This is a genomic window from Bacteroidales bacterium, assembly GCA_021648725.1.
Lineage (GTDB): Bacteria > Bacteroidota > Bacteroidia > Bacteroidales > JAADGE01 > JAADGE01.
This window is the reverse complement of record JAKISF010000008.1, coordinates 21,372-45,970: the sequence shown is the minus strand read 5'-3', so window position 1 is coordinate 45,970 and position 24,599 is coordinate 21,372. Positions and strand designations below refer to the sequence as shown.

General features: G+C 32.2%; 23 protein-coding genes. 6 read left to right on the top strand and 17 right to left on the bottom strand.

Going from position 1 to position 24,599, the window contains the following annotated elements; all coding sequences use genetic code 11:
- The first annotated feature begins 7 nt into the window (after nucleotides 1-7).
- Complete coding sequence (locus tag L3J35_04695; GenBank protein MCF6365482.1) at nucleotides 8-994, top strand: hypothetical protein; 987 nt, start codon at nucleotides 8-10, stop codon at nucleotides 992-994.
- 89 nt (nucleotides 995-1,083) lie between these two features.
- Nucleotides 1,084-1,647 (top strand): ribosome recycling factor, encoded by a 564-nt coding sequence (frr, locus tag L3J35_04690; GenBank protein ID MCF6365481.1) that lies wholly within the window; start codon nucleotides 1,084-1,086, stop codon nucleotides 1,645-1,647.
- A 24-nt stretch (nucleotides 1,648-1,671) separates the two neighbouring features.
- Here frr and L3J35_04685 read toward each other — a convergent pair whose 3' ends face one another.
- The 12 genes from L3J35_04685 to L3J35_04630 form a co-directional block, all read right to left on the bottom strand.
- On the bottom strand, nucleotides 1,672-2,709 hold the full coding sequence (locus L3J35_04685) for a rhodanese-like domain-containing protein (GenBank protein ID MCF6365480.1): 1,038 nt from the start codon (nucleotides 2,707-2,709) through the stop codon (nucleotides 1,672-1,674).
- Nucleotides 2,710-2,758: 49 nt separating this feature from the next.
- Nucleotides 2,759-3,403 (bottom strand): rhodanese-like domain-containing protein, encoded by a 645-nt coding sequence (locus L3J35_04680; protein ID MCF6365479.1) that lies wholly within the window; start codon nucleotides 3,401-3,403, stop codon nucleotides 2,759-2,761.
- Between the two features lie 18 nt (nucleotides 3,404-3,421).
- The gene (locus tag L3J35_04675; GenBank protein MCF6365478.1) at nucleotides 3,422-4,069 is read right to left on the bottom strand and encodes a rhodanese-like domain-containing protein; all 648 of its coding nucleotides are present in this window, start codon (nucleotides 4,067-4,069) and stop codon (nucleotides 3,422-3,424) included.
- Nucleotides 4,070-4,074: 5 nt separating this feature from the next.
- Nucleotides 4,075-4,662, bottom strand: a complete 588-nt coding sequence (locus tag L3J35_04670) for a YeeE/YedE family protein (protein ID MCF6365477.1) — start codon at nucleotides 4,660-4,662, stop codon at nucleotides 4,075-4,077.
- Between the two features lie 39 nt (nucleotides 4,663-4,701).
- On the bottom strand, nucleotides 4,702-5,220 hold the full coding sequence (locus L3J35_04665) for a YeeE/YedE family protein (protein ID MCF6365476.1): 519 nt from the start codon (nucleotides 5,218-5,220) through the stop codon (nucleotides 4,702-4,704).
- A gap of 32 nt (nucleotides 5,221-5,252) precedes the next feature.
- The gene (gene nrfD / locus L3J35_04660; GenBank protein ID MCF6365475.1) at nucleotides 5,253-6,269 is read right to left on the bottom strand and encodes a polysulfide reductase NrfD; all 1,017 of its coding nucleotides are present in this window, start codon (nucleotides 6,267-6,269) and stop codon (nucleotides 5,253-5,255) included.
- A gap of 25 nt (nucleotides 6,270-6,294) precedes the next feature.
- Entirely contained in the window at nucleotides 6,295-6,828 is a 534-nt protein-coding gene (locus tag L3J35_04655) for a 4Fe-4S dicluster domain-containing protein (protein ID MCF6365474.1), read from the bottom strand.
- 2 nt (nucleotides 6,829-6,830) lie between these two features.
- Nucleotides 6,831-9,134, bottom strand: a complete 2,304-nt coding sequence (locus L3J35_04650) for a molybdopterin-dependent oxidoreductase (protein MCF6365473.1) — start codon at nucleotides 9,132-9,134, stop codon at nucleotides 6,831-6,833.
- A 386-nt stretch (nucleotides 9,135-9,520) separates the two neighbouring features.
- Nucleotides 9,521-10,660, bottom strand: coding sequence for an acyl-CoA dehydrogenase family protein (locus L3J35_04645; protein MCF6365472.1), 1,140 nt, complete (start codon nucleotides 10,658-10,660; stop codon nucleotides 9,521-9,523).
- Between the two features lie 171 nt (nucleotides 10,661-10,831).
- Complete coding sequence (locus L3J35_04640) at nucleotides 10,832-12,649, bottom strand: hypothetical protein (protein ID MCF6365471.1); 1,818 nt, start codon at nucleotides 12,647-12,649, stop codon at nucleotides 10,832-10,834.
- A 143-nt stretch (nucleotides 12,650-12,792) separates the two neighbouring features.
- On the bottom strand, nucleotides 12,793-13,647 hold the full coding sequence (locus tag L3J35_04635; protein ID MCF6365470.1) for a LytTR family transcriptional regulator: 855 nt from the start codon (nucleotides 13,645-13,647) through the stop codon (nucleotides 12,793-12,795).
- A 128-nt stretch (nucleotides 13,648-13,775) separates the two neighbouring features.
- Complete coding sequence (locus L3J35_04630) at nucleotides 13,776-14,366, bottom strand: hypothetical protein (GenBank protein ID MCF6365469.1); 591 nt, start codon at nucleotides 14,364-14,366, stop codon at nucleotides 13,776-13,778.
- Nucleotides 14,367-14,505: 139 nt separating this feature from the next.
- Between L3J35_04630 and gldF the strand changes: the two genes are divergently transcribed.
- Together gldF and gldG are read left to right on the top strand one after the other, a co-directional pair.
- Complete coding sequence (gldF, locus tag L3J35_04625) at nucleotides 14,506-15,261, top strand: gliding motility-associated ABC transporter permease subunit GldF (protein MCF6365468.1); 756 nt, start codon at nucleotides 14,506-14,508, stop codon at nucleotides 15,259-15,261.
- Between the two features lie 24 nt (nucleotides 15,262-15,285).
- Nucleotides 15,286-16,983 carry a gliding motility-associated ABC transporter substrate-binding protein GldG gene (gene gldG / locus L3J35_04620; GenBank protein MCF6365467.1) on the top strand — a complete coding sequence of 566 codons (1,698 nt, stop codon included), beginning with the start codon at nucleotides 15,286-15,288 and terminating at the stop codon, nucleotides 16,981-16,983.
- 78 nt (nucleotides 16,984-17,061) lie between these two features.
- Here the strand turns inward: gldG and L3J35_04615 are convergent, their stop codons facing one another.
- A complete protein-coding gene (locus L3J35_04615; protein MCF6365466.1) occupies nucleotides 17,062-18,714 on the bottom strand; it encodes a VWA domain-containing protein in 1,653 nt (550 codons plus the stop codon).
- A 92-nt stretch (nucleotides 18,715-18,806) separates the two neighbouring features.
- Here L3J35_04615 and L3J35_04610 point away from each other — a divergent pair, with 92 nt between their 5' ends.
- Together L3J35_04610 and L3J35_04605 are read left to right on the top strand one after the other, a co-directional pair.
- The gene (locus tag L3J35_04610; protein MCF6365465.1) at nucleotides 18,807-19,625 is read left to right on the top strand and encodes a gamma-glutamyl-gamma-aminobutyrate hydrolase family protein; all 819 of its coding nucleotides are present in this window, start codon (nucleotides 18,807-18,809) and stop codon (nucleotides 19,623-19,625) included.
- Between the two features lie 228 nt (nucleotides 19,626-19,853).
- Nucleotides 19,854-20,984, top strand: coding sequence for an ATP-binding protein (locus L3J35_04605; GenBank protein MCF6365464.1), 1,131 nt, complete (start codon nucleotides 19,854-19,856; stop codon nucleotides 20,982-20,984).
- A gap of 139 nt (nucleotides 20,985-21,123) precedes the next feature.
- Here the strand turns inward: L3J35_04605 and L3J35_04600 are convergent, their stop codons facing one another.
- From L3J35_04600 to L3J35_04585, 4 genes are all read right to left on the bottom strand, one after another.
- On the bottom strand, nucleotides 21,124-22,218 hold the full coding sequence (locus L3J35_04600) for an AI-2E family transporter (protein MCF6365463.1): 1,095 nt from the start codon (nucleotides 22,216-22,218) through the stop codon (nucleotides 21,124-21,126).
- Between the two features lie 349 nt (nucleotides 22,219-22,567).
- Complete coding sequence (locus L3J35_04595) at nucleotides 22,568-23,368, bottom strand: UDP-2,3-diacylglucosamine diphosphatase (GenBank protein MCF6365462.1); 801 nt, start codon at nucleotides 23,366-23,368, stop codon at nucleotides 22,568-22,570.
- On the bottom strand, nucleotides 23,365-24,255 hold the full coding sequence (locus tag L3J35_04590; protein ID MCF6365461.1) for a 3-hydroxybutyryl-CoA dehydrogenase: 891 nt from the start codon (nucleotides 24,253-24,255) through the stop codon (nucleotides 23,365-23,367). Before L3J35_04590 ends, L3J35_04595 begins: the two co-directional genes overlap by 4 nt.
- A gap of 143 nt (nucleotides 24,256-24,398) precedes the next feature.
- Nucleotides 24,399-24,593, bottom strand: coding sequence for a ferredoxin (locus L3J35_04585; protein MCF6365460.1), 195 nt, complete (start codon nucleotides 24,591-24,593; stop codon nucleotides 24,399-24,401).
- Nucleotides 24,594-24,599: the final 6 nt, after the last annotated feature.

The following is a 24,599-nucleotide window of genomic DNA, read 5'->3' as shown; positions in this document are numbered from 1 at the left end:
TTATTTTATGCTTAGGTTTTTTCAGAATAATAACATATTAATGTTTATTCTTTTTCCTTTGCTTGCCGGTCTTTTTTCTTCGGCAATTCCTAAAACTTTGATTAATAATATTACTGCCGAAACACAAATTCTTTTTTATAAACAACTGTTGCTGATTATTCAAGGAAGTTTTTTTGTTGTTTTCTATAAGGTTTTATCAGCGTTGTTTCTTATGTTAAACGGAATTATATTTAATCGATTAGTAATTTCGTCTAAAATTTGCAAACCCAACAATTATTATATCGGTTTTGTTTTTTTAATTTTTCTCGGCTTAAGCTCTTCATTGTCCGGCAACCTTTCTGTTTTAATTGCTTTATTTTTCTTTTTGCTTGCATTGAATATTATTTTTAAAACTTTAAGAAAACAAGTTGCTATATTTGATTTTCTGAATGCCGGAATGTTAATCTCAATCGGTTTCTTATTTTGGGTAAACACGGTTTTCTTAATCCTTGTTGTTTTTTTCGGATTATTTGTTCTCAGAACCGGACAGTGGCGAGAATTGGCATCATCTGCCATAGGTTTGTTGCTTCCTTTTTTTATTTTCTCTTCTGTATATTTTTTTATTTTTTCGAACTTCGATTTTTTTTATGATGTATTTAAATTCTTTTCGGAAAAATCGGAATCTGCAAATTATTCAACATATCAAATTATTGCGGGAAGTTATATTTCTTTCTTTTCTTTAATTTCTACACTGCAAATTATAGGCAGGTTCAAAACTTTTGAAGCTGATACCCAGGACTATTACAAAATATTTTTCTTTATCTTTTTGCTTTCTGCCGGAATATGTTTTCTCAAACCTGATTTGATTAATAATATTTTACCGATTCTTGCTGTTGCATTAACAATTCCTTTCGGCAGGTTTTTTATTAATATCAAAAAAAGGCTTTTTGCTGAACTTCTTTTTACAATATTCCTTTTAATAACTATTATAATATCTGTAAATTACACTTTTTAAAGTAAATTTTAACATCATTTATTTTTTTTTGTTTAAATTATTTGCTTGTTTTTGTTAAATTTGCGGAAAATAACAAAAATATTAATATAATGAATGAAGACGTCCAAATGCAATTTGAAATTCTTGAAGAAAGTATAAACAAAGCAATAGATTATTTGCAGAACGAATTGGCGAAATTAAGAGCCGGAAAAGCAAATCCTCATATGCTTTCGGGGATAACAGTTGAAAGCTACGGGCAGCAATCACCATTGAATCAAATTGCTAATGTAGGAACAATGGATGCCCAAACTATTGTTATACAACCTTGGGACAAATCTATGATTCCTATAATTGAGAAAGAAATCCAAAAAGCAAATTTAGGTTTTAATCCGCAAAACAACGGAGAACGAATTATGATTAATGTTCCGCCCTTAACGGAAGAGAGAAGAAAAGAACTGGTAAGATTTGTAAAAGCAGAAGAAGAAAACTGTAAAATTAGCCTGAGAAGTGCAAGAAAAGAAGCAATGGACGGCTTTAAACAATTAAAAGAAGACGGCTTGTCGGAAGACGAGCAAAAAAGAGCAGAGGCAAAAGTTCAGGAACAAATTGATGCAAGCGTAAAAAAGGTTGCAAGTATTATCAGCGAAAAAGAAAAAGAAATTATGACGGTTTAACAACTTTTTATCATATCCGTTACTTTAAAATCCTGACCTTCTCCTTTTTTTCTGCCCTGTAACAACAGAATAGTTATTTACCGACTTCATATTAAAAATACGCCCTATTTTTTTGCTTGCTAATTGAGAATACATAATTGCGTTTGTTCCGTAATCCAAAACATAAGAGTCATATCCTAATATTTGCAAATATGCGGCGGCAAATGAAGAGTGATGTCCGGTATATTCATATAACACAATGGGTTTGTTAACGGGCAAAGTCAGCAAAAGGGAATCTTTAGTTAACGATTTTCTCGGCGTATATTGAAATGACCCGGGAATATGCCCTTTTTCATACTGGAAATTAGGCCAGTAATTTACAATAAAATATTTTGAAATATTGCTATACAAAGAATCTGCCGTTATTCTGAAATTTAAAGAGTCTAACAATTGACGAGCTCTTACTTCAAGTATTTCATAGGCTGTTGTTTTTCCCGTTGTTATGGTCGGATAGTTATTTTTTTCAGGAATTTCATTTTTGGCTGTTTCTAAAGTTGAAACATATTTACTTGAGAGATTATTATTCCAATATTCATTTGCAAATTCTTTATTCCATGAACTCATTCCGTATTTTAACGCAAAGACATTATTATAACCTAAAAGCCTCAACACTGAAGTTACATACGAAGCATCAAATCCGGAATTACTGATAATTACAATTTTCTCAAAACTTACGGCAGAAATACCAAACTTCATATAATTAATAATATCTTTCGGCTTAATGTTTTCAGCACTTTCAATATGTCCGGATAAGTATTCAATTGTGTTTCGAATGTCGATTAATTTATATTCCCTAATGTTTTCGAAAACATCATCGGCAAAAACAAGTGCCGGTATTTGTGGTGAATTAATATAACTGCCTGATTTCTCAAAAAAATCAAAAAGTGCTTCTGTTTCGTTTTCAGCATTTAATACCGTATTTTTTGCTAATTCTTTTTTACTGCTTCCTCCTGAGCTACAAGATAATAAAACGGTTATAAAAAAAGATGTTAATATAAAAATCGGGAATGATATATTTTTCATATTGTTTGAGTTTATTTCTGAGAAGCTTAATTTGTTATTTTAGTATTTATCAGCAACCGCCGTCTATTTCTCTCTTTTTTTTCTTTTTCCCGACGATAACGGGTCCGGTTTCAAGGGTAGATTCTGCACCGCTGCTCGGAGTATTTTTTATAACTTCGGCATAATCATATTTTGCTTTTTCTGCACTATAATCACCGCTCATCGGAGCATAATTATCAATAATGCTTTTTTTCACATAATTATACCCTCCTTGCAAAACTTTATTGTTAGGATATCCTATTTGTTTTAATATCATCCAGGGTCCGCATGCTCCGCATTGGTCTGAATAATACAGTATGTTAATCTTTTCGTCTTGATTAAAAATATTCTCATATTCATCATCTAATAATTTATGAATCGGAATATTAATTGCACCGTCTATGTGGCTTATTAAAAATTCATGTGCAGACCTTAAATCAATAAAACGATAACTCGAATCTTTTGTGTAATAGATATTCATGAATTCGGCAGGTCTTATTATATCTTTCTTTTCTATTGCAATCTCTAACATATCTTCCGTGCTGATTTGATATTTAATTTTCGGATGGCTCATTAACAGAATTCCGAGAACAACTATTACAATTGCAGAAATACCGATAATCGGCAGCTTATTAGATATTTTTTTGTGACCTATATTTAGATATTGACTATTCATTTTATTCTGATTTAAAATTTAACAACCTTCTTGAACCTCTTTTTCTTTTTTCTTACCTGTAAATGCCGGAATATTAACGGGATCATCACTAGCGGCAGTTCCTCCTCCTCCGAAAAACATACTTGCGGCTTTTCTGAATGTATATGTTGCAAGTTCTTGTTCTGATGCATCAAATTCAGGTCGGCGAACTTGTATAATCGTCTCAATCCACTTGTTTAATCCGCCTTTCATAACGTAGTTGTTTTCATAATTAAGTCGCTTTGTTAACATCCATGCTTGATGCGAATAAACCGTTCCGTTTGAATAAAATATATTTTTTCGAGTATCTTGATTTAAAAAACCTTCCCATTTATAATCTCCTGCGTCATCTTTGTCGAGCAAGTTTTTTAACGGAATATTAATTGCTCCCGGCAGTTTAAATTCTTGATATGAAGCAGAATCTCTTACGTCAATCAATAAAAAATTAGGGTCTTTGCTTATAATAAGATGAGCAATATCATCTGGATATATATATCTGGTATTATCATTAATCTCTTTCAGCAAGTTTTCCGGACTTAATTCCTCAGATACATATTTTTCGGGAAGAAGTAAAGTTCCGCCTGCTAATATCACTAAGATTAAAGCCATTAAAATGTATCTTTTTTTAAATTGTCTATTATCAGCCATTTCAATTAATATTTATGCGTTTTATTTGATACTTTTTTCTGAATTAATGCAGTTGCCCAAAAAGCGAATAATGCAAACAATATAAAGCCGAACAATAATAATTCTCTTGAAATACCTAAGTCTTCATAAAGAGTGGCAGATCCTTTGCCTCCGCTTTCATAAAATTCGCCCCATAAGGGATATCCGGCATCAAAAATTATTGCACCGATAACAACACCTCCGATAAAAATCATTGCATCAACTTTCCCGATTGCTGCTGCACAAGCACTTGTACCCGGGCAAAAACCTCCGATTATAAATCCTAAACCCATTATCATTCCGCCTACAATTGCAGAACCCACGTAAAGCTTATTCACATATATTTCTGAGAAATTAAGCCACCCGAGATAATCAAAATAGAAAAGCCCGATTGCTGCCGTAATTGCTGCCGTGAAAAATACACGCAATACAACAAAATCATATCCGTAAAATACACCTGCCAGTTTTCTTGAGGAAGAAAAACCTGCACTTTCTAAAATATACCCGAAAGCAATTCCGAGCACAAGAGCTATAACATAACTCCACTCGTCAGCTGCTGTAAATAAAGGTCCCATATATTGTGTTTTATTTTGTTAAGTATTAAAATTTAGATGTTACAGCCACATTTTTCTGAAAAACCATGCTGCCAAATATCCTGTCCCGAAAATTGCAGCAACGACTATAAAGCCTGTTGTTGCCAGAACTGCCATTCCGTCTAAGCCCGCACCGCTTGTACACCCTCTTCCGAAAGATGCTCCTATTCCGAAAAGTATTCCTCCTATTCCGGCGGCAATTACTCTTTTTTTAGCTGTAATATTAGGAGAATGTTGTAATTTAACTTTAAGTCTTCCGTTAATTGCACCCGAAATAAATCCGCCTACAAAAACACCGATAATCATAAATACTAATCTGTTTTTTAAAGGATCTGTTCCGTTTTTAACATATTTATGAAAATAGGTATCGGGGTTTTCTATGTATGAAGGAATTATTGTTTGTTCAATTTTTGCGGCAGTTCTTTTAAAAGCTCCGCTGGCACCCAACCCTTCTCGAGTAAAATAGAACGATGCTAAGATAAGCAAGCCTAACAATACTCCTGCCAGATATGAATTCATATATTTTCTTTTGCCTTCCATTTTAGTTTGTTTATAATTTTTTCAAATAAAATTTAATATAAGAATCTTGTTATTTGTCCGGCATCCACCATAATAAACCTAAACATCATACCTCCCCACAGAATTAATATTCCGGGAACAATAACAGGTATTTTAAATTTAAGAAGTTCTAAAATTTCAAGAACAGCAGGAATAATAAGTCCTATTATAACAACATTTATCCAAAAAACAACCGTAAATTCTCCGCCAAGGAAATAATGGGCAGCTTCAGCTTTTACTTCGGAACCTGCTAAGAACCCCATAAACATATGAACTATAAAAAACAATTCAATTACAATAAGTAAAATGTCAATTCTGCTGAAAGCATGTTTTTCCGAATGTGTTTTAGATAAAATCATAAGTAATGCTGCTCCCGTGGACAAACCTGAGGTTAAAAACAGAGGTCCCAAAATAGAGGTGTTCCATAATGGGCGTGCGTTAAATGCAGACAATAAGATTCCGGTATATACACCTAAAATAACAGCAAGAACAATCATTACCCAAGCCCATGCTTTTCGTTTGTCTTGTGTATAAATTTCAAACCGTTTTATTAATTTGTGTTGCCATTCCCAACCGTATTCATTGCTGCTGTCTTCTTTTACAAGTATTTTTGTTAACTTAAGCACAAACTTAAAGCGACATTTATAACCTTTAAAAATATCTTTTGCATATGAAAAAAGCCAAACAACGTTTACAATAGACATAAACACTAATGTCCATGCTCCCCATGACATCGGAGAAACAAACCTGACTGTTGTTAACAGTTGCCAAAAATATGCAGGGTGTTTTAAGTCTAGTATTAAAACAATAAGTCCGATAACAATTGTAACAAGAGCTATAATCGGCCCATATTTTACTGCGGTTGGAAACTGTTTATCTTTTCCTGTTATGACAAAATAAGCGGCAAAAAAAAGTAATCCGGCAGCAAGTCCGCCGAGAAATAAATATAAGGGGATTTCCCAGTGCCATATATGAAGGTACGGATCAATTCCCGGGTTCATTCTTCCGCTGGTTATAATTTCTTCTCTCATTTCTTTTAGCGTTAAAAGTTTTAAATTATACTAAATAGAATATTTGTGGTTTTGTTCCTGCTTCCGGAGCTAAAACTTTAACTTTTCGAGCAGATACTATTTTGGAAATTTCGCTGTTCGGGTCATCTAAATCACCGAAATACATACAATGCGTAGGGCAAACCGAAACACATGCCGGGTCTTGACCGTTGTTAATCCTGTGGTCGCAAAATGTACATTTATCAACATAACCTTCGGGATGCGAATATCTTGCATCATAAGGACATGATTGAATACATGCTCCGCACCCTATACATTCCTCATGGTTCACTTTTACAATACCGCCTTCGATTATATGACTTGCTCCTGTGGGACAAGTTCTTACACAAGGAGTATTTTCACAATGATTACACCTTTCCGATCTTATTTCCAAATGCAAACCGGGATAAATTCCTTCAACTGTTTCTGTTATCCAATCTCGAGAATATCCTATCGGGATATTGTTTTCTGTTTGACAGGCTACGACACAGTCGCTGCATCCGACACACTTTTTTGTGTCTATTGCCATTGCATATCTCATAATTAGGCTTGTTTATTATTAATTTTTGCACTGTTGCCGGATTTATTTCTTTTTCTTGCTTTATTTCCGACAAGTTTTAATTTAGGGTCTTCCGTTATAAATGTGACAAAGTTCCCTCTCATTCCGGTTCCTCCCATAATAGGATCAACCATAACATTTGTAATCAATTCTGAATCATCAAGTCCTTTACCGTAACTTCTTTTTAATCGTTTGTCAAATCTTCCGAAACCGTGAACGAGATAAACCGAATGTTTCCCGATTCTTTCCGTTATTCTGACTTTAATGGGGAAAGTTGAAACAACTCCGTCTTGATTTTCTAACCAAACCTCTTGGTTGTTACTTAAATCCCATTCTTTTGCAACTTTAGGATTTACCCAAAGTTTATTTTCGTCCATTAAATCCGTCAGGTTCGGATTATTTGTTGTTCTTCCGAATGTGTGCATCGGAGCTCTTCCGTAATTAAGCCTGTAAAACCCGGGTAAAGGCTCAGGATGAGCAGTATAATTCGGCAAAGGGTCAAAACCTTCTTGCTGAAATGATGTTGCATACAGTTCAATCTTCCCTGTGTTTGTGTTAAATTCATGCTCTTCTCCTTGAAGAATATACAAATCGTTATACTCTCTGTCTATATTTTTAACACCGATTTTTTGCATTTCCTCTAAAGAACTTCCTATTTGTTTTAATTGCCAATCCAAAAGTTCTGTAATATCATTATAGGGAACGTAATCTCCGAGTCCGAGTTTTTCTGCTAATTGCTTTGCAATCCACCAGTCAGGTTTAGAGTTATATTTAGGTTCAACTGCAGGCATTCTTAAAGCAACGGAAGGTTTTCTGTGTTTAGATGTTCTTAACATATCATAACGCTCAAGGTATGTACATTCCGGTAAAACAACATCAGCATATCCGGTAATTTCAGCAGGCATTGTATCAATTACCACCATAAATTCCAAATTATTAATTGCTTCAATTGTATTTTTTCTGTTGGGTATTGTTGTTAATAAGTTTGAACCGTTTACAATCCATGCTTTATATGAACACTCTCTGTCAACACTCGGAATTGTTGCATCACAAATTCCGGATGCTAATGCTAAATCTGCCAACATATATTTTCCCGGATGTGCATCACGCCAAGTATGTTTCATTTTGGGATATTCGGGAGTATTCATGTTTTTTAAATGCAATTTTTCAGACATATAGAATCCTCCTTTTCTGCCCCAAGATCCGAGAAGAGCATTTAGAACTGCAACAGCTCTTAACCTTTGAGTATCATCTCCGTACCAAGTTGTGTGTCTTCCGGGATGAACGATTGCTGCAGGAGCAGCTCCTGCCATTTCTCTTGCAGTTTTTCTAATGACATCAGGCTTTATGGTTGTGATGCCGTATGCCCATTCAGGAGTTTTATTTTTAACATGATTTTTTAATTGCTCAAATCCGAATGTGTATTTCTCAATATATTCTTTATCATATAGTTCTTCTTTAATAATAACGTTCATCCAAGCTAATAAAAGAGCAATGTCCGTAGCGGGTTTAATCGGCAACCAGTATTTAGATTTACTTGCAGCAGTAGAGTATCTGGGGTCAACGGTAATAATTGTTGCACCGTTATCAATGGCTTCGGACATTTCTTGAACTTGTCCGTTATGCATATTTTCTCCGATATGAGAGCCTATTAAAACTAAACATCTTGTATTTCTTATATCAGTAGGTTCGGGCGAGCTTAAACCTTTTCCGTAAGTTGCAATAAAAGCAACTTCTCTCGGTCCTTTGCATTGTGCATACGAAGGAGCGGATATACTTCCGGAACCGAATGCTTTCAAAACATTTCCTAAGAATTTACCGCCTGAGCCGTGTGTAAATAATGCAATACATTCTCTGGTATATTCTTCTCCTATTTCTGTCAGACGTTTACTTATTAAATCTAATGCTTCATCCCAACTTGCTTCTCTGAAATATTGTTTCCCGTCTTTTTCTTCTCTTATTAAAGGAGTTTTTAATCTGTCTTCGTCATTATACATTCCTACACCGCCGGTTCCTCTGGGGCAAAACCTTCCGTTTGAATGTTGGTCATCGTCATTTCCGACAATTTTTAATATTTTGCCTTTTTCGTCAGTATATGTCCATCCGGCACACTTCCAAAAACAAATTTCGCAATAGGTCGGTGTTCTTTTTACTTTGGAATCGTCAGGAATAACATCATCAATTTTTAAAAATCCTGGAACCCATCCTAAAACAGGAGATGCCGAAAGAGCAAGACCGCCTACTCCCATTGAAGATATCTTTATAAAATCACGTCTTGTTGTTTTCATATTTAATGTTTGATATTAATCAATTCAGATTATGATTTGCTTCGCATTAAGAATTGTTCAAAATTATACTTATTTGTTGTTGAAAAATGTTTTTTAAAACATACACATATAAATAACAAAACATATAACTAATCAGATACTTCATAACACAGTGAATATCTGAACACTACTACCCTATTTAGAATCTTTGTAAACTTTAAAAGCTATTGAATAACATATTTTTTTAAAATTACATAGGCAGATGTATTGATTTTAATTATACACTCTCAGCATTTTGATTGCAGAATTAATTCGTAGTAGTGATGTTTAATTTTTAGTTTCAGCCTAAAATAAAAAACCCTGCTCAAAAATTTGGGCAGGTTTTTTATAATAAGGTTTGTAGTTGTTTATTTCAAGAGTTCTCTCGAAATCACAATTTGTTGAATTTCGGATGTTCCTTCGTATATTTGTGTAAGTTTCGCTTCACGCATTAGTCGCTCTACATGATATTCTTTAACATAACCGTAGCCGCCGTGAATTTGAACAGCTTCTGTTGTAACATACATTGCGGTTTCAGCAGCAAAGTATTTAGCGGTTGCACTTGCCATATTATAGTCTTTATGTTGGTCTTTAAGCCAAGCAGCTTTATAAACTAAATTTCTTGAGGCTTCGGTTCTTACTTCCATTTCTGCAAGTTTAAAAGCAATTGCTTGATGCTCTGAAATAAATTTCCCGAATGCTTTTCGTTCTTTCGAATATTGAACGGAAAGTTCTAATGCTCCTTGTGAAATTCCCAAAGCTTGTGCCGCAATACCGATTCTTCCTCCGTTTAATGATAACAAAGCAAGTTTAAATCCGAATCCGTCTTCTCCTATTCTGTTTTCTTTCGGAACTTTAACATCTGTGAACATTAAAGAATGAGTATGAGAACCTCTCAGCCCCATTTTATTTTCTTTCGGACCTATAACAAAGCCCTCAGTTCCTTTTTCAACAATAAAAGCATTAATTCCTCTGTGTCCTTTTTCGGGATGTGTCTGAGCAATTACAATAAAATATTCGGCAATTGATGCATTAGAAATCCAATTTTTTGTTCCGTTTAAAAGATAATGGTCATCTTTTTCAATTGCAGTTGTTCTTTGTTTTGTGGCATCCGAGCCTGCTTCGGGTTCTGATAAAGCGAAGGCACCGATTACTTTACCGCTTGCCATGGGAATAAGATATTTTTGTTTTAGTTCTTCACTTCCATAATGTTCTAAACCCCAATTAACCAGCGAGTTCTGTATTGACATTACAACTGCTGCCGAAGCATCAATTTTTGATATTTCCTCAATTGCAAGAACATAAGAAATGGTATCCATACCTTCCCCTCCGTATTTAGGATTGGTCATCATACCCATAAAACCTAATTGTTGCATCTTTTTTATTTGTTCAATCGGTTCAATTTCTTTGTCGTCACGCTCTATAACGTCAGGAAGTAATTCAGTACGTGCAAAATCTCTTGCTGCTTGTTTAATCATTAAATGTTCTTCGGTAAAACTGAAATCCATGAGAAAATATGTTTATGTGAATTTTTAATTTTGAAACACAAATATAGCAAAACCGGATAAATTATTTTATGTTTTTTGATAATTTGAAGTAATTTAAAATATTTATTGGGTGCATAAAAAATGTCCGAGAAGTAAATCTCGAACATTTAGTATAAGTTGAATATCGGTAATTTATGCAAGAACAAGTTCTTTTTCCGTAATTTGTGTGTTTTCAATTTCAGAATTTAAGATATTAAGTATTTTGTTTCCGTCAGATAATTCTTGCAGAATATTTGTTTTTATATTTTCAAATATTTCCTTTTTTTCAGTGAATAATTTTAAATAATAATTAATTCCGGTCTGTAAATTTTTGACAAAAGTCTGTAAATATTTTTTTTGTTTATCGGTTGAAGATAAATCAATCTTTTTCACTTTGTTTTTAATGTATTCAATATAAATATTTAATTCCTTAATAAACATATTCGGCCTGTCGGAATTTGTAATTTCGTTTTTATTATAGATGTGATTTACCATTTCTTTTAAACTCATCTCTTTTGAGAAATATGCCATATTAGGACCGGGACATACCGAAACACCTTTGCCTTCAATTGTTGTGTCAATATTATTTACTAACAATGCAGAAGTTCCCAAACCAACACAAATACAAGATTTTTCAAATATTTTTCTTTTCTTGTGATGTAATTCTTTAGGTGTCAAATCTTCTTTTTCAAGTTCCTTTAACTTTTTGTACTGATATTTTCGTGAAGCAGTGCAAATATGTTTACCGCCGAGTTCATTATTAAGTGAAAGATATTTTTTTGGGCAAGCACTACCGGGTTTTCCTTTATTGATTAACAATCTTTTTTCTAAATCCTTAGTATTGCCTCTTAAACTGTTAAAAGGAACTCCGAGTGGAGAGATATTGCTTAAATATAAATCTTTTTCTTTTGCTTCAATAAGCTGATTCATTGTATGTTTGTCGATTGTTGTTGCTTCCGGAACGAGCAGAAACGGAGACCCCCAACCTATTGAGTCTAAATTATATTCATTAATTAAAAAATTATGTTCTTCTGCTGTTCCTACACCGCCTTGTGCTGTAATTTTTAATTGTATTTTCTTTTGGGGTATTACTCGGTTTTTATCAGATAGTGCGTTAATTAAAATTTGATGTACTGATGTTATAAGATCATTTCTGTTTTCTTTAAATGCTTCTAATATAGGTCCCATCAGTAAGCCGTTTGTTGCAAAAGCATGACCTCCGCAATTTAGTCCGGATTCAATTCGATATTCAGAAACCCAAAGACCTTTTTTTGCTAAAAATTTACCTTGTATTAATGCTGATCTGTAATCACTTACTTTTAGCACTATTTTCTTTTTTATATTTCCGTTGTAATCAGGATAAAAATCTTCAAATTGCTCAATATAACTGTATAATTTAGGATTCATACCTGCCGAAAGAATAATTGAAGAAGATAAATCACTCATTGCAAACCCCCTCAGTGCAGCGTGTGCATCATTATATTTATCGGGTAATTTCTCTCCTTTTAAATAGTTTTCTTTGTCAAGCTTTGTCATTATATTAACATCAATGTTTCCTATTGATATGTTTTCTGCCAACCAAATTTTAAGTTTTTTAAAGTCGTATGAATCAACATTTATTTTATTTAACTTTTTCTTGATTTCTGATTTTTCAGATAATAAATCAATATATTTTTTCAATTCTTTTTTATTAACTGCATTTTTTATGTCTTCAAATCTCTTTTTTGTTAAATCATTCAATAAGTTAAGATAAGATGTTATTCTTTTAGCTCTGAAGTCTTTAACTTTGTTTGTTATTTCTTTAAAGGGTATTTTAAATTTCTCGCAATACATTTTTCTCAGTTTTTCGAGAAGAATATCATCAACCAAAGAAATTACCGAATCAATTCCGTATTGTGAAACTTTCAGAGGAGTATCGATTGTGTATGCAATTCCCATTACGGGTATATGAAATGTATGTGCTTTAACCATTTTTTTAAAACTTTATATTATTTTGTTTTGCAATTTTATACATTAACTGCGGGCAAAAAAACAAAGAGTGTTGTATGGTTTAAAAAAGGGACAGACAAAAGCTTTAGGGGTGAACGGCATTTAATATGTGGCAAACAGCATGCCTAATTGTTGTCGGAAATTGCATCTTTAACTTGTAAAAAATATTGTCTGGAAACAGGAATTGTTTCTTCAAAGCAGCTCATTTTAAGGCTATAACCGTTCTTGTTTCTGACTAAGCTTTCAACATAAATAATATTTACAATGCTTGTTCTGTGACAACGAATAAAATTCTTTTGATTTGATAATTGCGTTTCAATATTCTTTAATGTATTACGAATTAATTTCTTTTCAAGGATATTTTCTTCAAGATAAGATATTTCAATATAATTATCGGCAGACTTGATTGATATTATTTGTTTACATTTTAAAACTAATTTGTCAGATTTATTTGTAGAAAGGATTTCTATTTCTTTTTCAATCTCAATATTTTCATATTCTTTTAATTTTAACAAGTGGCTCTTATTTTCTTTTTTAAGAGTTGTAATATCTTGTTTCAATAATTTATTTTTATGCATAAACATGGTAATTATTAAAGGGAGCAAGCAAACCAAGGTTACTTTAAACATAATATAAAATGTAAGGATTACCATTCCGACATACCGTATATAAAAAGCAAAAGCAGTAGCTGTAAGTGTTAAAAAAAGAAAGCCGAGAATAAAGGGTAGGTTCTTTTTTAAATCGCTAACCTTGAACCATTTAGGTATTGTCGTCGGAAGAGCAATAAGTATAAGGCTTGCTATAAAAAATGTTATTGCACCGAACCCTGTAATATATAATAATCTGTTATTAAAATCTTGTAACTCGAGAGGAAAAGGTTCAAAAAAAAGGATGAACAGAAAAACACTTACACTAAGAATAAACAATAAACTTAATTCATCTTTCAGTGACTTTATAATATGATCTTTCCAATTACCCAAGAGAAAAAAGTTTAATGAGACAAAAGTTTAATTTTATATTTCTTAATTATTTTACGTTCAAAAGTAAACTAAATAATAAAAGTAAATACTAATTTGCCAAAATAAATATGTTTGTTTTTAGGGGATTATTAATCTTTGGCACATCTTACCGACATACCCCAACTTTTTGTTTGATTATGTCTTAATATTTTAGGATTTCCTTTTATCATTTGCCTGTACCACATTCGATAACCGTTTTTAGTTGCAGTTGATGTCCAAAAAAATGCGTGCATTCCTTCTAAAAAGTAATTTGACGGCGGATTTCTGTAACCCCCTAATTTTGCATTAAAGCCCGTTTTTCCTCCCTCTAAAAGTTGAACAGCTTGGTCAGTTCCCCTCCATGTATCACCTTTTGCGGTATCTTCGGCAGACATTCCGATTGCTGCTTCCATTTCCATCCATTCTAGGTCTGAGGGAAGATGCCACCCGTCAGGGCACACTTTAGTTGCAGTATCCCATTGATATAACCGTCCGTATTTTTCACAATTTAATGTTTTTCTTGCATAACAATAGGAATTTTCAGTTTCGAAATTTAAATTTTCTGCCATCCAAATTTGATTCCCTATTTTAACTGTAGGATATATTTTTCCGTTTCGTGCATCAACTAAACTGTCAGTTTGAGAAAAAACAGAATTTGAAATAAATATTACAAGAATAAAATATAGAGGGTGTGCTTTCATTTTGGCTCTTAATTATGTTTTAAAAATGCAAAGATAAAATAATTTAACAAATTTAATATTTATTGGCTATGTGTTAAAATCGACATTTTTCGATAAAGAAATAAATGTTAATTTTGAACGTTCAGAAAATTAAAACTAAATGAGCAAACTATCAGATTTTAAAGTCGGCTATTTCTTTTTTAAGAAAGAAGTTACATCTTTTTTCGGTTCGTTGACCGGCTATATCGTAATTTCTATATTTCTAATTGCAAACAGTTTGTTCCTCTGGGTTTTTCCCGGAGAATATAATGTACTGGACAGCGGTTATGCCAATTTAGACACCTTGTTTTTTATGGCTCCTTGGATTTTCTTATTTTTAGTTCCTGCTGTTACAATGCGTTTATTTGCCGATGAAAAGCGAACGGGAACAATAGAGTTATTATTTACAAGACCTTTGTCGGAATTACAAATTGTACTTGCTAAATATAGTGCCGGTATTGCTTTAGTTTTATTCTCATTAATACCTGTTTTACTTTTTTTTATAACTGTAGGTTTTTTGGGAGACCCTGCCTGGAATATTGACACCGGAGCATTTTGGGGTTCTTTTATAGGTTTGTTTTTTTTAGCTGCCGTTTATGTTGCAATTGGTGTTTTTGCATCTTCTGTTACTGATAATCAGATAATTGCATTTTTAACAGCAATGATTATTTCTTTTTTCTTTTATATTGGTTTTGAGGCTGTAAGTAATTTGGAATTATGGGGAAATTTTAGCAACACAGTTGATAAACTGGGTATTAATGCACATTATAAATCAATGAGCAGAGGTGTTTTGGATACTCGAGATATTATTTATTTTGTTACTGTTTCACTCATATTTTTATTATCGACAAAGGCTGTTTTAGAAAAAAGCAGGTAAAATTAAAATACAATATTTACAAGTATGAAAATCAAAAACAGATTAATAAAACTAATCATTTCTTCTTTAATAATTATTATCGGAGCCTACTTTTTATCAATTAAATTTTTGCGTTTTGATTTAACATCCGAAGGAAGGTATACATTGTCTGATTATTCAATAAATATACTTAAAAACTTAAACGATAAGGTTTACATAAAAGTTTATCTTGACGGAAAAGGCTTACCTTCAACTTTTAAAAATTTCAGAAGAGAAATTAAAGAAGAATTGGATGAATTTAAAATTTATGCCGGTGAAAATTTAGAATTTGAATTTATTAATCCTTCCGAGAGCCCGGATCAGGAAGTCAGGTTTGCTTTGTACGGAGATTTATTTAAGAAAGGGTTAATTCCTATTGAAACAAATGAAATTTCCGACGACGGAAAAAGTTCTCAAAAACTAATATTCCCCGGGATAATTTTATCTTATAAAGGAAGAGAAAAAGCAGTAAATTTATTAAAATCTTCCGGAAATTCAGAACCCGAAAGCGAGGAAAACATTAATAATTCAATTCAGGCATTAGAATACGAATTTACAAATGCAATTCAAAAATTAAGTAAAGAAAAGAAACCCAAAATAGCATTTCTTGAAGGACACGGAGAGTTAAACGAATTTCAACTTATGGATATTTCTTCAATTTTGTCGGAATATTACAAGGTAATGACCGGAGCATTAAACGGAACTCCCGGGATTTTAAACGATTTCAAAGCTGTTATAATTGCTAAACCCGAAAACGAATTTTCGGAACAAGATAAGTTTGTAATTGACCAATACATTATGAAAGGCGGAAGTGTTTTGTGGTTGATTGAAGGGTGCAAAACAAATGTTGACAGCTTGCTTTTAACAGGAAGTACAATTTCGTTAGCACAAGATTTAAATTTGAATGATATGTTATTCCAATACGGAGCAAGAATAAATCACGATTTATTGCAAGATAAGTTTTATTCTCCTATCGGATTAACAATTAAAGGACCTGACGGAAAACCAAAAATAAACTATTATCCGTGGTATTATTTTCCTGTAATTGTTTCAGACAATAATCATGTGATTTCTAAATATTTGAATTATATCAGAACTGAATTTATTTCAACAATTGATACCGTAGGGTTTAACCCTAATATAAAAAAAACGATATTATTGAAGAGTTCCGAACTTTCTCGTTTAGATCCTATTCCGGCAAGAATAGCATTGGAACAAATTAATAATATGCCGGCAGATAATGAAATGAAAGCAGGAAGAAGAAATTTAGCCGTATTACTTGAAGGAAAGTTTGAATCGGTTTTTAAAAACAGACCTGTTAATAAATATTTTCCCGGCATTTCGTTACCCGATGTGTTGACTGAAAGTAAACCTGCAAAAATGATTATTGTAAGCGACGGAGATATTATAAGAAATGAAGTTGACAAAGAAGGAAAACCAAGCCCGTTAGGCTTTGACAGATATACACGTCAAACTTTTACGGGAAATAAAGAATTTATTTTAAATGCCGTTAACTATTTATGTGATGACGAAGGATTAATGTCTATTCGTTCCAGGGAATTAAAAATGAGACTTTTAAACCATGATAAAATTATTAATAACAGGTTTATTATTCAATTTATTAATATTGTTTTTCCGGTTTTGCTTATTTTGCTTTTCGGTATTATTGTATCTGTTGTAAGAAAACGGAAATATAAAAATTAAAAACCCCGCACCTGAAAACTGCAACCTGTTTGTGCAGAAAAAAAAGATGCGAGGGAAATTACAGGATTTCAATACAATCTACTTATCTAACAGTTCTGCTGTTTTAACTAAATTTATAAATTCTGCTCTGTATCCATTTTTATCTGCTCCTTTAGATTTGTTTGCCAATTCAGCAATCATTTTATAAGTTGCATTACCTTTATATTTTGAATCTCTCAATAACATCCCGAAACCGGCAACTGCAGCAGAGAACTTAAAGTTGTTTGATGTTGCGTTAAATTCGGTTAAAGTATTCATTATAGGATGTTCAATTTTAATACTTGTGTCGCTTTTCGGCGGCTTATATCTGAACTTAATAGTCATAATTTCATTGCTGTTTTTTGCATTGTCATTAACGGTTGTTGTTTGGTATTTTAAATCATCGGCAGTTCTTACGTTCCAATTTGAATTTGCCGGAACAATTTCATAAAGAGCCGTAACTGTATGACCTGCACCAAGTTCTCCTGCATCTTTTGTGTCATCGTCAAAATCTTCTTTTGCCATTATTCTGTTTTCGTAACCAATTAAACGATATGCTTTTACGTGTGTAGGGTTGAATTCGATTTGAATTTTAACATCTTTGGCAATTGTAAACATATTTGCTCGCATTTCTTTTACAAAAACTTTTTCAGCTTCTTTAATGTTATCAATATAAAAATAGTTTCCGTTTCCTGCATTACTTATTTGCTCCATTCTGCCGTCTTTATAATTTCCCATTCCGAAACCGAGAATCGTCAAATAAATATTATCTTTTCTTTTTTCTTCAATTAAATCTACTAATGAACTTGTAGAAGATGTTCCTACATTAAAATCACCGTCTGTTGCAAGTATTATTCTGTTATTTCCGTTTTTTATTAAGTTCTCTTTTGCAATTTTATATGCAAGTATAATTCCGTCGCCTCCTGCTGTTGAACCTCCGGCTTGCAAATCGTCTAATGCACGCATTATTTTTTTCTTTTCGGATGCGGCTGTCGGAGGAAGAACTAAGCCTGCAGCACCTGCATAAACTACAATTGAAACTTTATCTTGCTGTGACAGTTCATCAAGCAATAATTTAAACGATTTTCTTAAAAGGGGTAGTTTGTTTTGGTTTTCCATTGAGCCTGACACATCTAATAAAAAAACTAAGTTTGACGGCTTTAAATCATTATAATCAAGTTTTTTCCCTTGAAGCCCGATATGAATTAATTTATTTTCTTTGTTCCAAGGGCAGTCTGAAATTTCAGTATTAAAAGAAAAAGGATGTTTACCGGTCGGTTCGGGATAATCATAGGTGAAGTAATTAATCATTTCTTCAATTCTTACTGCTCCTTTATCCGGCATTTCGTTATTATTAAGAATTCTTCTTACATTTGAATATGCAGCATTATCAACGTCAATAGAAAAAGTTGACAGAGGATTTTGTTTAGAATCTAAAAATTCGTTTTCAACAATTTTGTCATATTCTTCGGTGTTTAAATTCGGGTCGCCTTCATCGGGTTTAGGACCGTCGGGGATATTGATGTCATCTATGTCTGCTTTTGATCTTTTAGCTTTATTATAGACGGGTTCCTCAGCAAGTACATCTTCGGTTTCAGCAACATCATAATAGAAATCGGTTTCTTCTGTTTTTCTGTTTTCTTGGCTTGTATTACAAGCAAATAAATTTACAATAAAAAATAAAATTGCAATTTTCAATACCTTTGTGTTCATAGTTATAATTTTTGCGGTTTATATTTTCGGAATATTAAATGTATATTTGGGATGATTTTTAAGATATTTTTCCATAATAATTCTTTAAATATATGAATAAATTTTTTGTTTTCGCCATTTTTCTTCTTATATTTTTTTCTTGTAAGCATCAGCAAAACACAGTTTTACAAGAAGACGTAAATAAACCTCTTGTTTTAGTTTCAAAAGATTACGGGAATATACATCAGGATTGGCTGCGTGCATCAATCGGTAACGACAAAGTTATTTGTTTTAATATGTATGCCGTAAAAAGTTCGGACTCTGTAAGAATGATGTTGCATAAAGCTGACGGAATAATTATTTCGGGAGGAGAAGATGTTAATCCTGCATTATACGGAAAAGAAAATGAACTTAACAGATGCGGAAGCATAAATTCTCACAGAGACAGCTTGGAGCAAATGATGATTAGATATGCGGTTAACAGAAAAATACCTTTGTTGGGAATTTGCAGAGGTTTACAAATTTTAAATGTTACGCAAGGCGGTTCTTTGATTATTGATATTCCTGCGGATGTAGGCAGCAAATATTTACACAGGGACAGCAGAAAAGCTAAAAAAAATAAAAGTACTGCCGTAAACCATACGGTATATATTAACAGAGGAACATATTTATATAATATCGTAAAAGCTGACAGCAGTATTGTTTACAGCAATCATCATCAGGCAATGGAAAAAGTTGCTCCATTTTTTAAAGTTTCATCTTTTGCTAAGGATAAAGTTTCGGAATCGTTTGAACCTGCTGATACTTTGTTGCATCCTTTTATTTTAGGCGTGCAATGGCATCCTGAAGCGATGAAAACTAAAAATCCTCTTTCGGGAACAATCGGCAAAAAATTTATGACAAAAGTTAGTCAGCATTTTATGATAGATTAGCTTGAAAAGTATTAAAATTTCCCCTATATCGGAAAAATTACAATTAAAATTTCCGTTATATCGGAAAAATTACAATTAAAATTTCCGTTATATTAAAAAATATTCTATATTTGTATTGTGAAACGAGCATAAGAAAAACGCATCACAAATATGAATGAGTTTTTGAGCGAGTTTAGATTCGCTGAGCCTTTTGGTTCATGTGATAATAAAAATATATAAAAAAGACACATGAAAACTTACAAACGAATATTAGAGAAAACTTTAAAAGATTATTTTTTTAAAGGAAAAGTTTTATTGATTGTCGGAGCAAGGCAAGTAGGTAAAACAACTTTATTGCAAGAAATGAGCAAAGAATTCGGAAGCTTTTTATGGTTAAATGCTGATGAAAATAACGTGCGAGAACGCCTAGCAAATCCATCTGTTAATGCAATAAAAAATATAATCGGCAATTATAAAATTGTTATTATTGATGAAGTTCAACGTATTAAAAATGCAGGATTGCTTTTGAAAATAATGGCAGATAATTTTAAAGAAGTTCAATTTATTGCAACCGGTTCCTCTGTATTAGAAATTTCTGATTGCATTTTTGAACCTTTAACAGGAAGGCATTTTCCTTATCATTTATATCCGTTTAGTTTAGCGGAACTATATCCCGAAAAATCACCATTTGAAATTGAGCAAGAATTACCGTTTCATTTGGTGTTCGGAATGTATCCTGAAATTGCCGTCAAAAGGGATATGGCCGAAATGATTTTAAAGAACTTGGCTCAACAGTATTTATATAAAGATGTATTAATTTGGAAAGATATTCGGAAACCGCAATTATTAGATAAGTTGCTGAAACTTTTGGCATATCAAATAGGTTCGGAAGTTTCAATTAATGAGTTGGCAAATCAACTTAAAGTTAAGTCCGATACGGTTGAAAATTATATTGATTTATTAGAAAAATCGTTTGTTGTCTATCGTTTAAAATCATACAGTACAAATTCCCGAAAAGAAGTAAGCAAAATGAGCAAAATATTGTTTTGGGATGTAGGTGTGCGTAATGCCGTGATTGAAGATTTTAGAGATTTGCCATTAAGAAATGATCAAGGACAATTATTTGAAAATTTTATGATAAGTGAGCGAATGAAGATGAATGCTTGGTTACAGTCGGATGTTAAAAGTTATTTCTGGAGAAACTATAATAAAAGTGAGGTTGATTATGTGGAATTAGAAAAAAATAGCCTTTCCGCTTTTGAAATGAAATGGAATACAAGAAAAAAACATAAAATTACACAATCATTTACAAACATGTATCCGGAAGCAAAAGCAAGTATCGTAACACCTGAGGATTTTATTGGGTTTGTGAATTCCTAGAAGTTATGGTAGAAGATAACCCACTTTCCGGAACAATCGGCAGAAAGTTTACGGGTAAAGTTAGTCAGCATTTTATGATTGATTAGTTTTAGAAAATCATGCTTTTTTAATTCCCTGCAAGACAAGACAGCAGCACTCGTTACAAGTCGGTATCAACTGTTTTATTTCTTTTTAATTTTTTCTTCCGAGAGAATTTAACTTTTTTATCTGCACCTGAAATTAAATTTGCAATAACCTTTGTTTTAGGGAATTGCTCCAATATAATTTTGGTAAATACGGTTATCGGTATTGCCATAATTAAACCCGGCACACCCCAAAGGTAACCCCAAAGCATCAACATTACCAAAACTGTCATAACATTTACCGAAAATGTTTTACCCATAAAAATAGGTTCCATAATACCTCCCATTACAACCTGTACAGTTGTGATTATAATAATAAAAAAGAGCAAGGTACTTGTCGGGTCAAGTTCAATAAAAGCAAATAAAGACAGTAATACAACTGAAACAACAGAGCCGACCATTTGAACAAAGTTAATTATAAAAGCAAACAGCCCCCAAAAGACAGGAAAGCTTATATCAAAAAACAAACAGGCAAGTGTAAAGCCGATTCCGGTAAATAAACTGACAATAAATTTTACTTTAACAAACTTAATAATATCTTTTTCAATTTTCATAAAGGTTTTAACAGAAGAAAACTTTTGCTTAAACAGAGTTGTGTTCATCAAATTTTCAAAATTTATTGAGCCTGAAAGCAAAAGAATTACAAAGAAAGCTGTCATTAGAGTCATGGTAAGTGTATCTCCGATAAAATCTAATGTTGTACCGAAATTCTTAAGAATATTATTCTTTTGAAAGTAATGAATTAATACATTTTCACCTTCTATACGCTCAATTCCGAAAAAACCTTCTACGGATGTGATTAATTTTACGAGTTTTATTTCGGCCTTATCAATAAAGACACTTTTAACAGATACTATTTCATGAGTTGACAATTGAATTAACTCACCCCCCAGTTTTAATACTCCGGCAATTATCAGAACAACAAATATAACACTTATAAAACGGGGAACTTTCTTTTTTTTAAGCCACCTCATTAAGGGTAAAAATAATAATGAGATAAACATTGAAAAAATAAGCGGAATGAAAATAAAAGACAATATTTTCAGCAAGTAAAAAATAAGCGGAATTACAATTATCAATAAAAGTATATTTGTTGTTCTTGTTTCTTTCATAATAAAATTAATATTGATTATATTTTCTTTTATACCTGAACCAATTCATATAATTTTGAAGATGTTTTGTTACTGAATATTCATAATTATATTTTTTTGTAAAGACATAAATATTATCCGTTATTTTAAATCAGAGCCTCAAGAAATTATAACGGGTTATTATAAAGGGTTTTCTGTTCAAAGATGATACTTTTGTTTTTTCTTATAAAGGTTTCAACAATTAGCTTCTAAACCTTACCAAATTTCCTTAAATTATCCCGATAATACTGCAAAAATTTGTTTTGTTTAGAGGCTAATTGCCTGAAACTGTCAGCAAATATTATATCGAACTCGGTTTTTTAAATTACGGCTAAAAAATATCAACTTTTTGTTTCGCAGTTATGTCTGTCGCAAATTTTTTTATTTCTCCTGAGCGAAAAGTAAATTGTTGTAAACTTATTCCGTCAAATTCTACAAATGTGAAATTTACGAGCCAATCTCCGATATTCACGTATTTTGATTTTTTACCAATATCAATAATTACCGGAAAATGTCTGTGTCCGAAAATAAAATAATCAAAGTGCTCGGTTTTAAGTTTATCTTTTGAAAATTTAATTAACAGCTCTTTATCTTCTCCTTTAAATTCATAATGTGTTTCTTTTTTACGTCTTGATTGCGACCATATTTTTGCAAGTGAAAAGGCAAAATTCGGATGCAGTCTTGAATAACACCATTGCAAAAATTTATTTGTGAAAACTCTTTTTAAAAATTTATACCCATTATCTCCTTTACCTAAACCGTCGCCGTGTGCAATAAAAAACTTTTTCCCGCTAATATCAATTGCAAATTCTTTCTCATGAATCGTAAGCCCTAATTCATCACTTAAATAAGATTTCATCCAAACATCATGATTTCCCGTAAAAAAGTGAATCTTAATTCCGGAATCCGACAGTTCTGCAATTTTTCCTAAAAAACGGACATATCCTCGCGGAACTACATATTTATATTCCCACCAAAAATCAAATATATCTCCTACAAAGTATATTGTTTTTGCATCTTTTTTTAATATATCAAGCAGTTTTATCAACAACAGTTCTCTTTCAAAACTTTTTTCGTTGTTCGGCAAACCAAGATGTATATCAGAAATAAAATATGTTTTTGCTCCTGTCATTTTTTAAATCTGTCAGCCACAATAAGTTCTTTTGTTCCGTGCCCCCACGAATAAAAACCTTCTCCCGATTTAACCCCGAGATTTCCGGCATCAACCATTGTTTTCAATAAAGGAGATGCTGCATATTTAGCTTCACCTAAACCTTTGTAAAGAACCTCAGTAATTGCAAGGCAAACATCTAAACCAATAAAATCAGCAAGTTGCAAAGGGCCCATCGGATGAGCCATTCCCAGTTTCATAACCGTATCAATTTCTGCAACACCTGCAACACCTCTGTTTAAAGTAATAATTGCTTCGTTAATCATTGGTATTAATATTCTGTTTGCAACAAAACCGGGAAAATCATTAACTTCAACAGGAACCTTCCCGAGTGTTTTGGCTGTTTCCATAATGGTTTGCATTACATCATTCGATGTTTTGTACCCTTTTATTATTTCAACCAGTTTCATAATCGGAACAGGATTCATAAAATGCATTCCGATAACTTTTTCGGGTCTTTTTGTAACAGCGGCAATTTTTGTTATTGAAATTGAAGACGTATTTGTTGCTAAAATTGCTTCGGGTTTTGCTGCCTCATCAATTTCTTTGAAAATTTTAAGTTTTAAATCTTCGTTTTCTGTTGCTGCTTCAACAATTAAATCGGCATCTTTAACTCCTGATTTAATACCTGTATGTATTTTTATTCTGCTTACAGTTGCATTTTTATCATCTTCGGTTATTCTTTCTTTTTTTATCAGCCTGTCAAGGTTTTTTTGAATAATTGATAATGCTTTGTTCAATGCCGACTCACTGATGTCGATTAACGAAACATCATATCCTGACTGTGCAAATACATGTGCAATACCGTTTCCCATTGTTCCGGCACCAATAACTGCTATTTTTTTCATTTTTATATGTTTTTTAGAATTTTATAATAATTTTCAAAGATATAAAATATTACTTGCGAAAATATCTGCCAAAGCATATTTCGAAACATAAAAAAGACGAAACAAAAAGTTCCGCCTTATTACAAATTAAATAAATTGATTATTTAGTCTTCTTCAAATTTTATTACTTCTACCGGGCAGCCTTCTGCAGCTTCTTTAATAGCATCTTCGTTACTTGAAAAATCAGCACCTTCTTTTACTTCCGATACATCATCAACTTCAAATATATCTTCTGCAACTTCTTCACATAAACCGCAAGAAATGCAGCCCTCATCTACCCATACTTTTTTTATTGCCATAATATA

Excerpts from the sequence above, each read along its gene's own strand:
- L3J35_04695 (MCF6365482.1), top strand. The coding sequence starts at position 8 with ATGCTTAGGTTTTTTCAGAATAATAACATATTAATGTTTATTCTTTTT.
- frr (MCF6365481.1), top strand. The coding sequence starts at position 1,084 with ATGAATGAAGACGTCCAAATGCAATTTGAAATTCTTGAAGAAAGTATA.
- L3J35_04685 (MCF6365480.1), bottom strand. The coding sequence starts at position 2,709 with ATGAAAAATATATCATTCCCGATTTTTATATTAACATCTTTTTTTATA.
- L3J35_04680 (MCF6365479.1), bottom strand. The coding sequence starts at position 3,403 with ATGAATAGTCAATATCTAAATATAGGTCACAAAAAAATATCTAATAAG.
- L3J35_04675 (MCF6365478.1), bottom strand. The coding sequence starts at position 4,069 with ATGGCTGATAATAGACAATTTAAAAAAAGATACATTTTAATGGCTTTA.
- L3J35_04670 (MCF6365477.1), bottom strand. The coding sequence starts at position 4,662 with ATGGGACCTTTATTTACAGCAGCTGACGAGTGGAGTTATGTTATAGCT.
- L3J35_04665 (MCF6365476.1), bottom strand. The coding sequence starts at position 5,220 with ATGGAAGGCAAAAGAAAATATATGAATTCATATCTGGCAGGAGTATTG.
- nrfD (MCF6365475.1), bottom strand. The coding sequence starts at position 6,269 with ATGAGAGAAGAAATTATAACCAGCGGAAGAATGAACCCGGGAATTGAT.
- L3J35_04655 (MCF6365474.1), bottom strand. The coding sequence starts at position 6,828 with ATGAGATATGCAATGGCAATAGACACAAAAAAGTGTGTCGGATGCAGC.
- L3J35_04650 (MCF6365473.1), bottom strand. The coding sequence starts at position 9,134 with ATGAAAACAACAAGACGTGATTTTATAAAGATATCTTCAATGGGAGTA.
- L3J35_04645 (MCF6365472.1), bottom strand. The coding sequence starts at position 10,660 with ATGGATTTCAGTTTTACCGAAGAACATTTAATGATTAAACAAGCAGCA.
- L3J35_04640 (MCF6365471.1), bottom strand. The coding sequence starts at position 12,649 with ATGGTTAAAGCACATACATTTCATATACCCGTAATGGGAATTGCATAC.
- L3J35_04630 (MCF6365469.1), bottom strand. The coding sequence starts at position 14,366 with ATGAAAGCACACCCTCTATATTTTATTCTTGTAATATTTATTTCAAAT.
- gldF (MCF6365468.1), top strand. The coding sequence starts at position 14,506 with ATGAGCAAACTATCAGATTTTAAAGTCGGCTATTTCTTTTTTAAGAAA.
- gldG (MCF6365467.1), top strand. The coding sequence starts at position 15,286 with ATGAAAATCAAAAACAGATTAATAAAACTAATCATTTCTTCTTTAATA.
- L3J35_04615 (MCF6365466.1), bottom strand. The coding sequence starts at position 18,714 with ATGAACACAAAGGTATTGAAAATTGCAATTTTATTTTTTATTGTAAAT.
- L3J35_04610 (MCF6365465.1), top strand. The coding sequence starts at position 18,807 with ATGAATAAATTTTTTGTTTTCGCCATTTTTCTTCTTATATTTTTTTCT.
- L3J35_04605 (MCF6365464.1), top strand. The coding sequence starts at position 19,854 with ATGAAAACTTACAAACGAATATTAGAGAAAACTTTAAAAGATTATTTT.
- L3J35_04600 (MCF6365463.1), bottom strand. The coding sequence starts at position 22,218 with ATGAAAGAAACAAGAACAACAAATATACTTTTATTGATAATTGTAATT.
- L3J35_04595 (MCF6365462.1), bottom strand. The coding sequence starts at position 23,368 with ATGACAGGAGCAAAAACATATTTTATTTCTGATATACATCTTGGTTTG.
- L3J35_04590 (MCF6365461.1), bottom strand. The coding sequence starts at position 24,255 with ATGAAAAAAATAGCAGTTATTGGTGCCGGAACAATGGGAAACGGTATT.
- L3J35_04585 (MCF6365460.1), bottom strand. The coding sequence starts at position 24,593 with ATGGCAATAAAAAAAGTATGGGTAGATGAGGGCTGCATTTCTTGCGGT.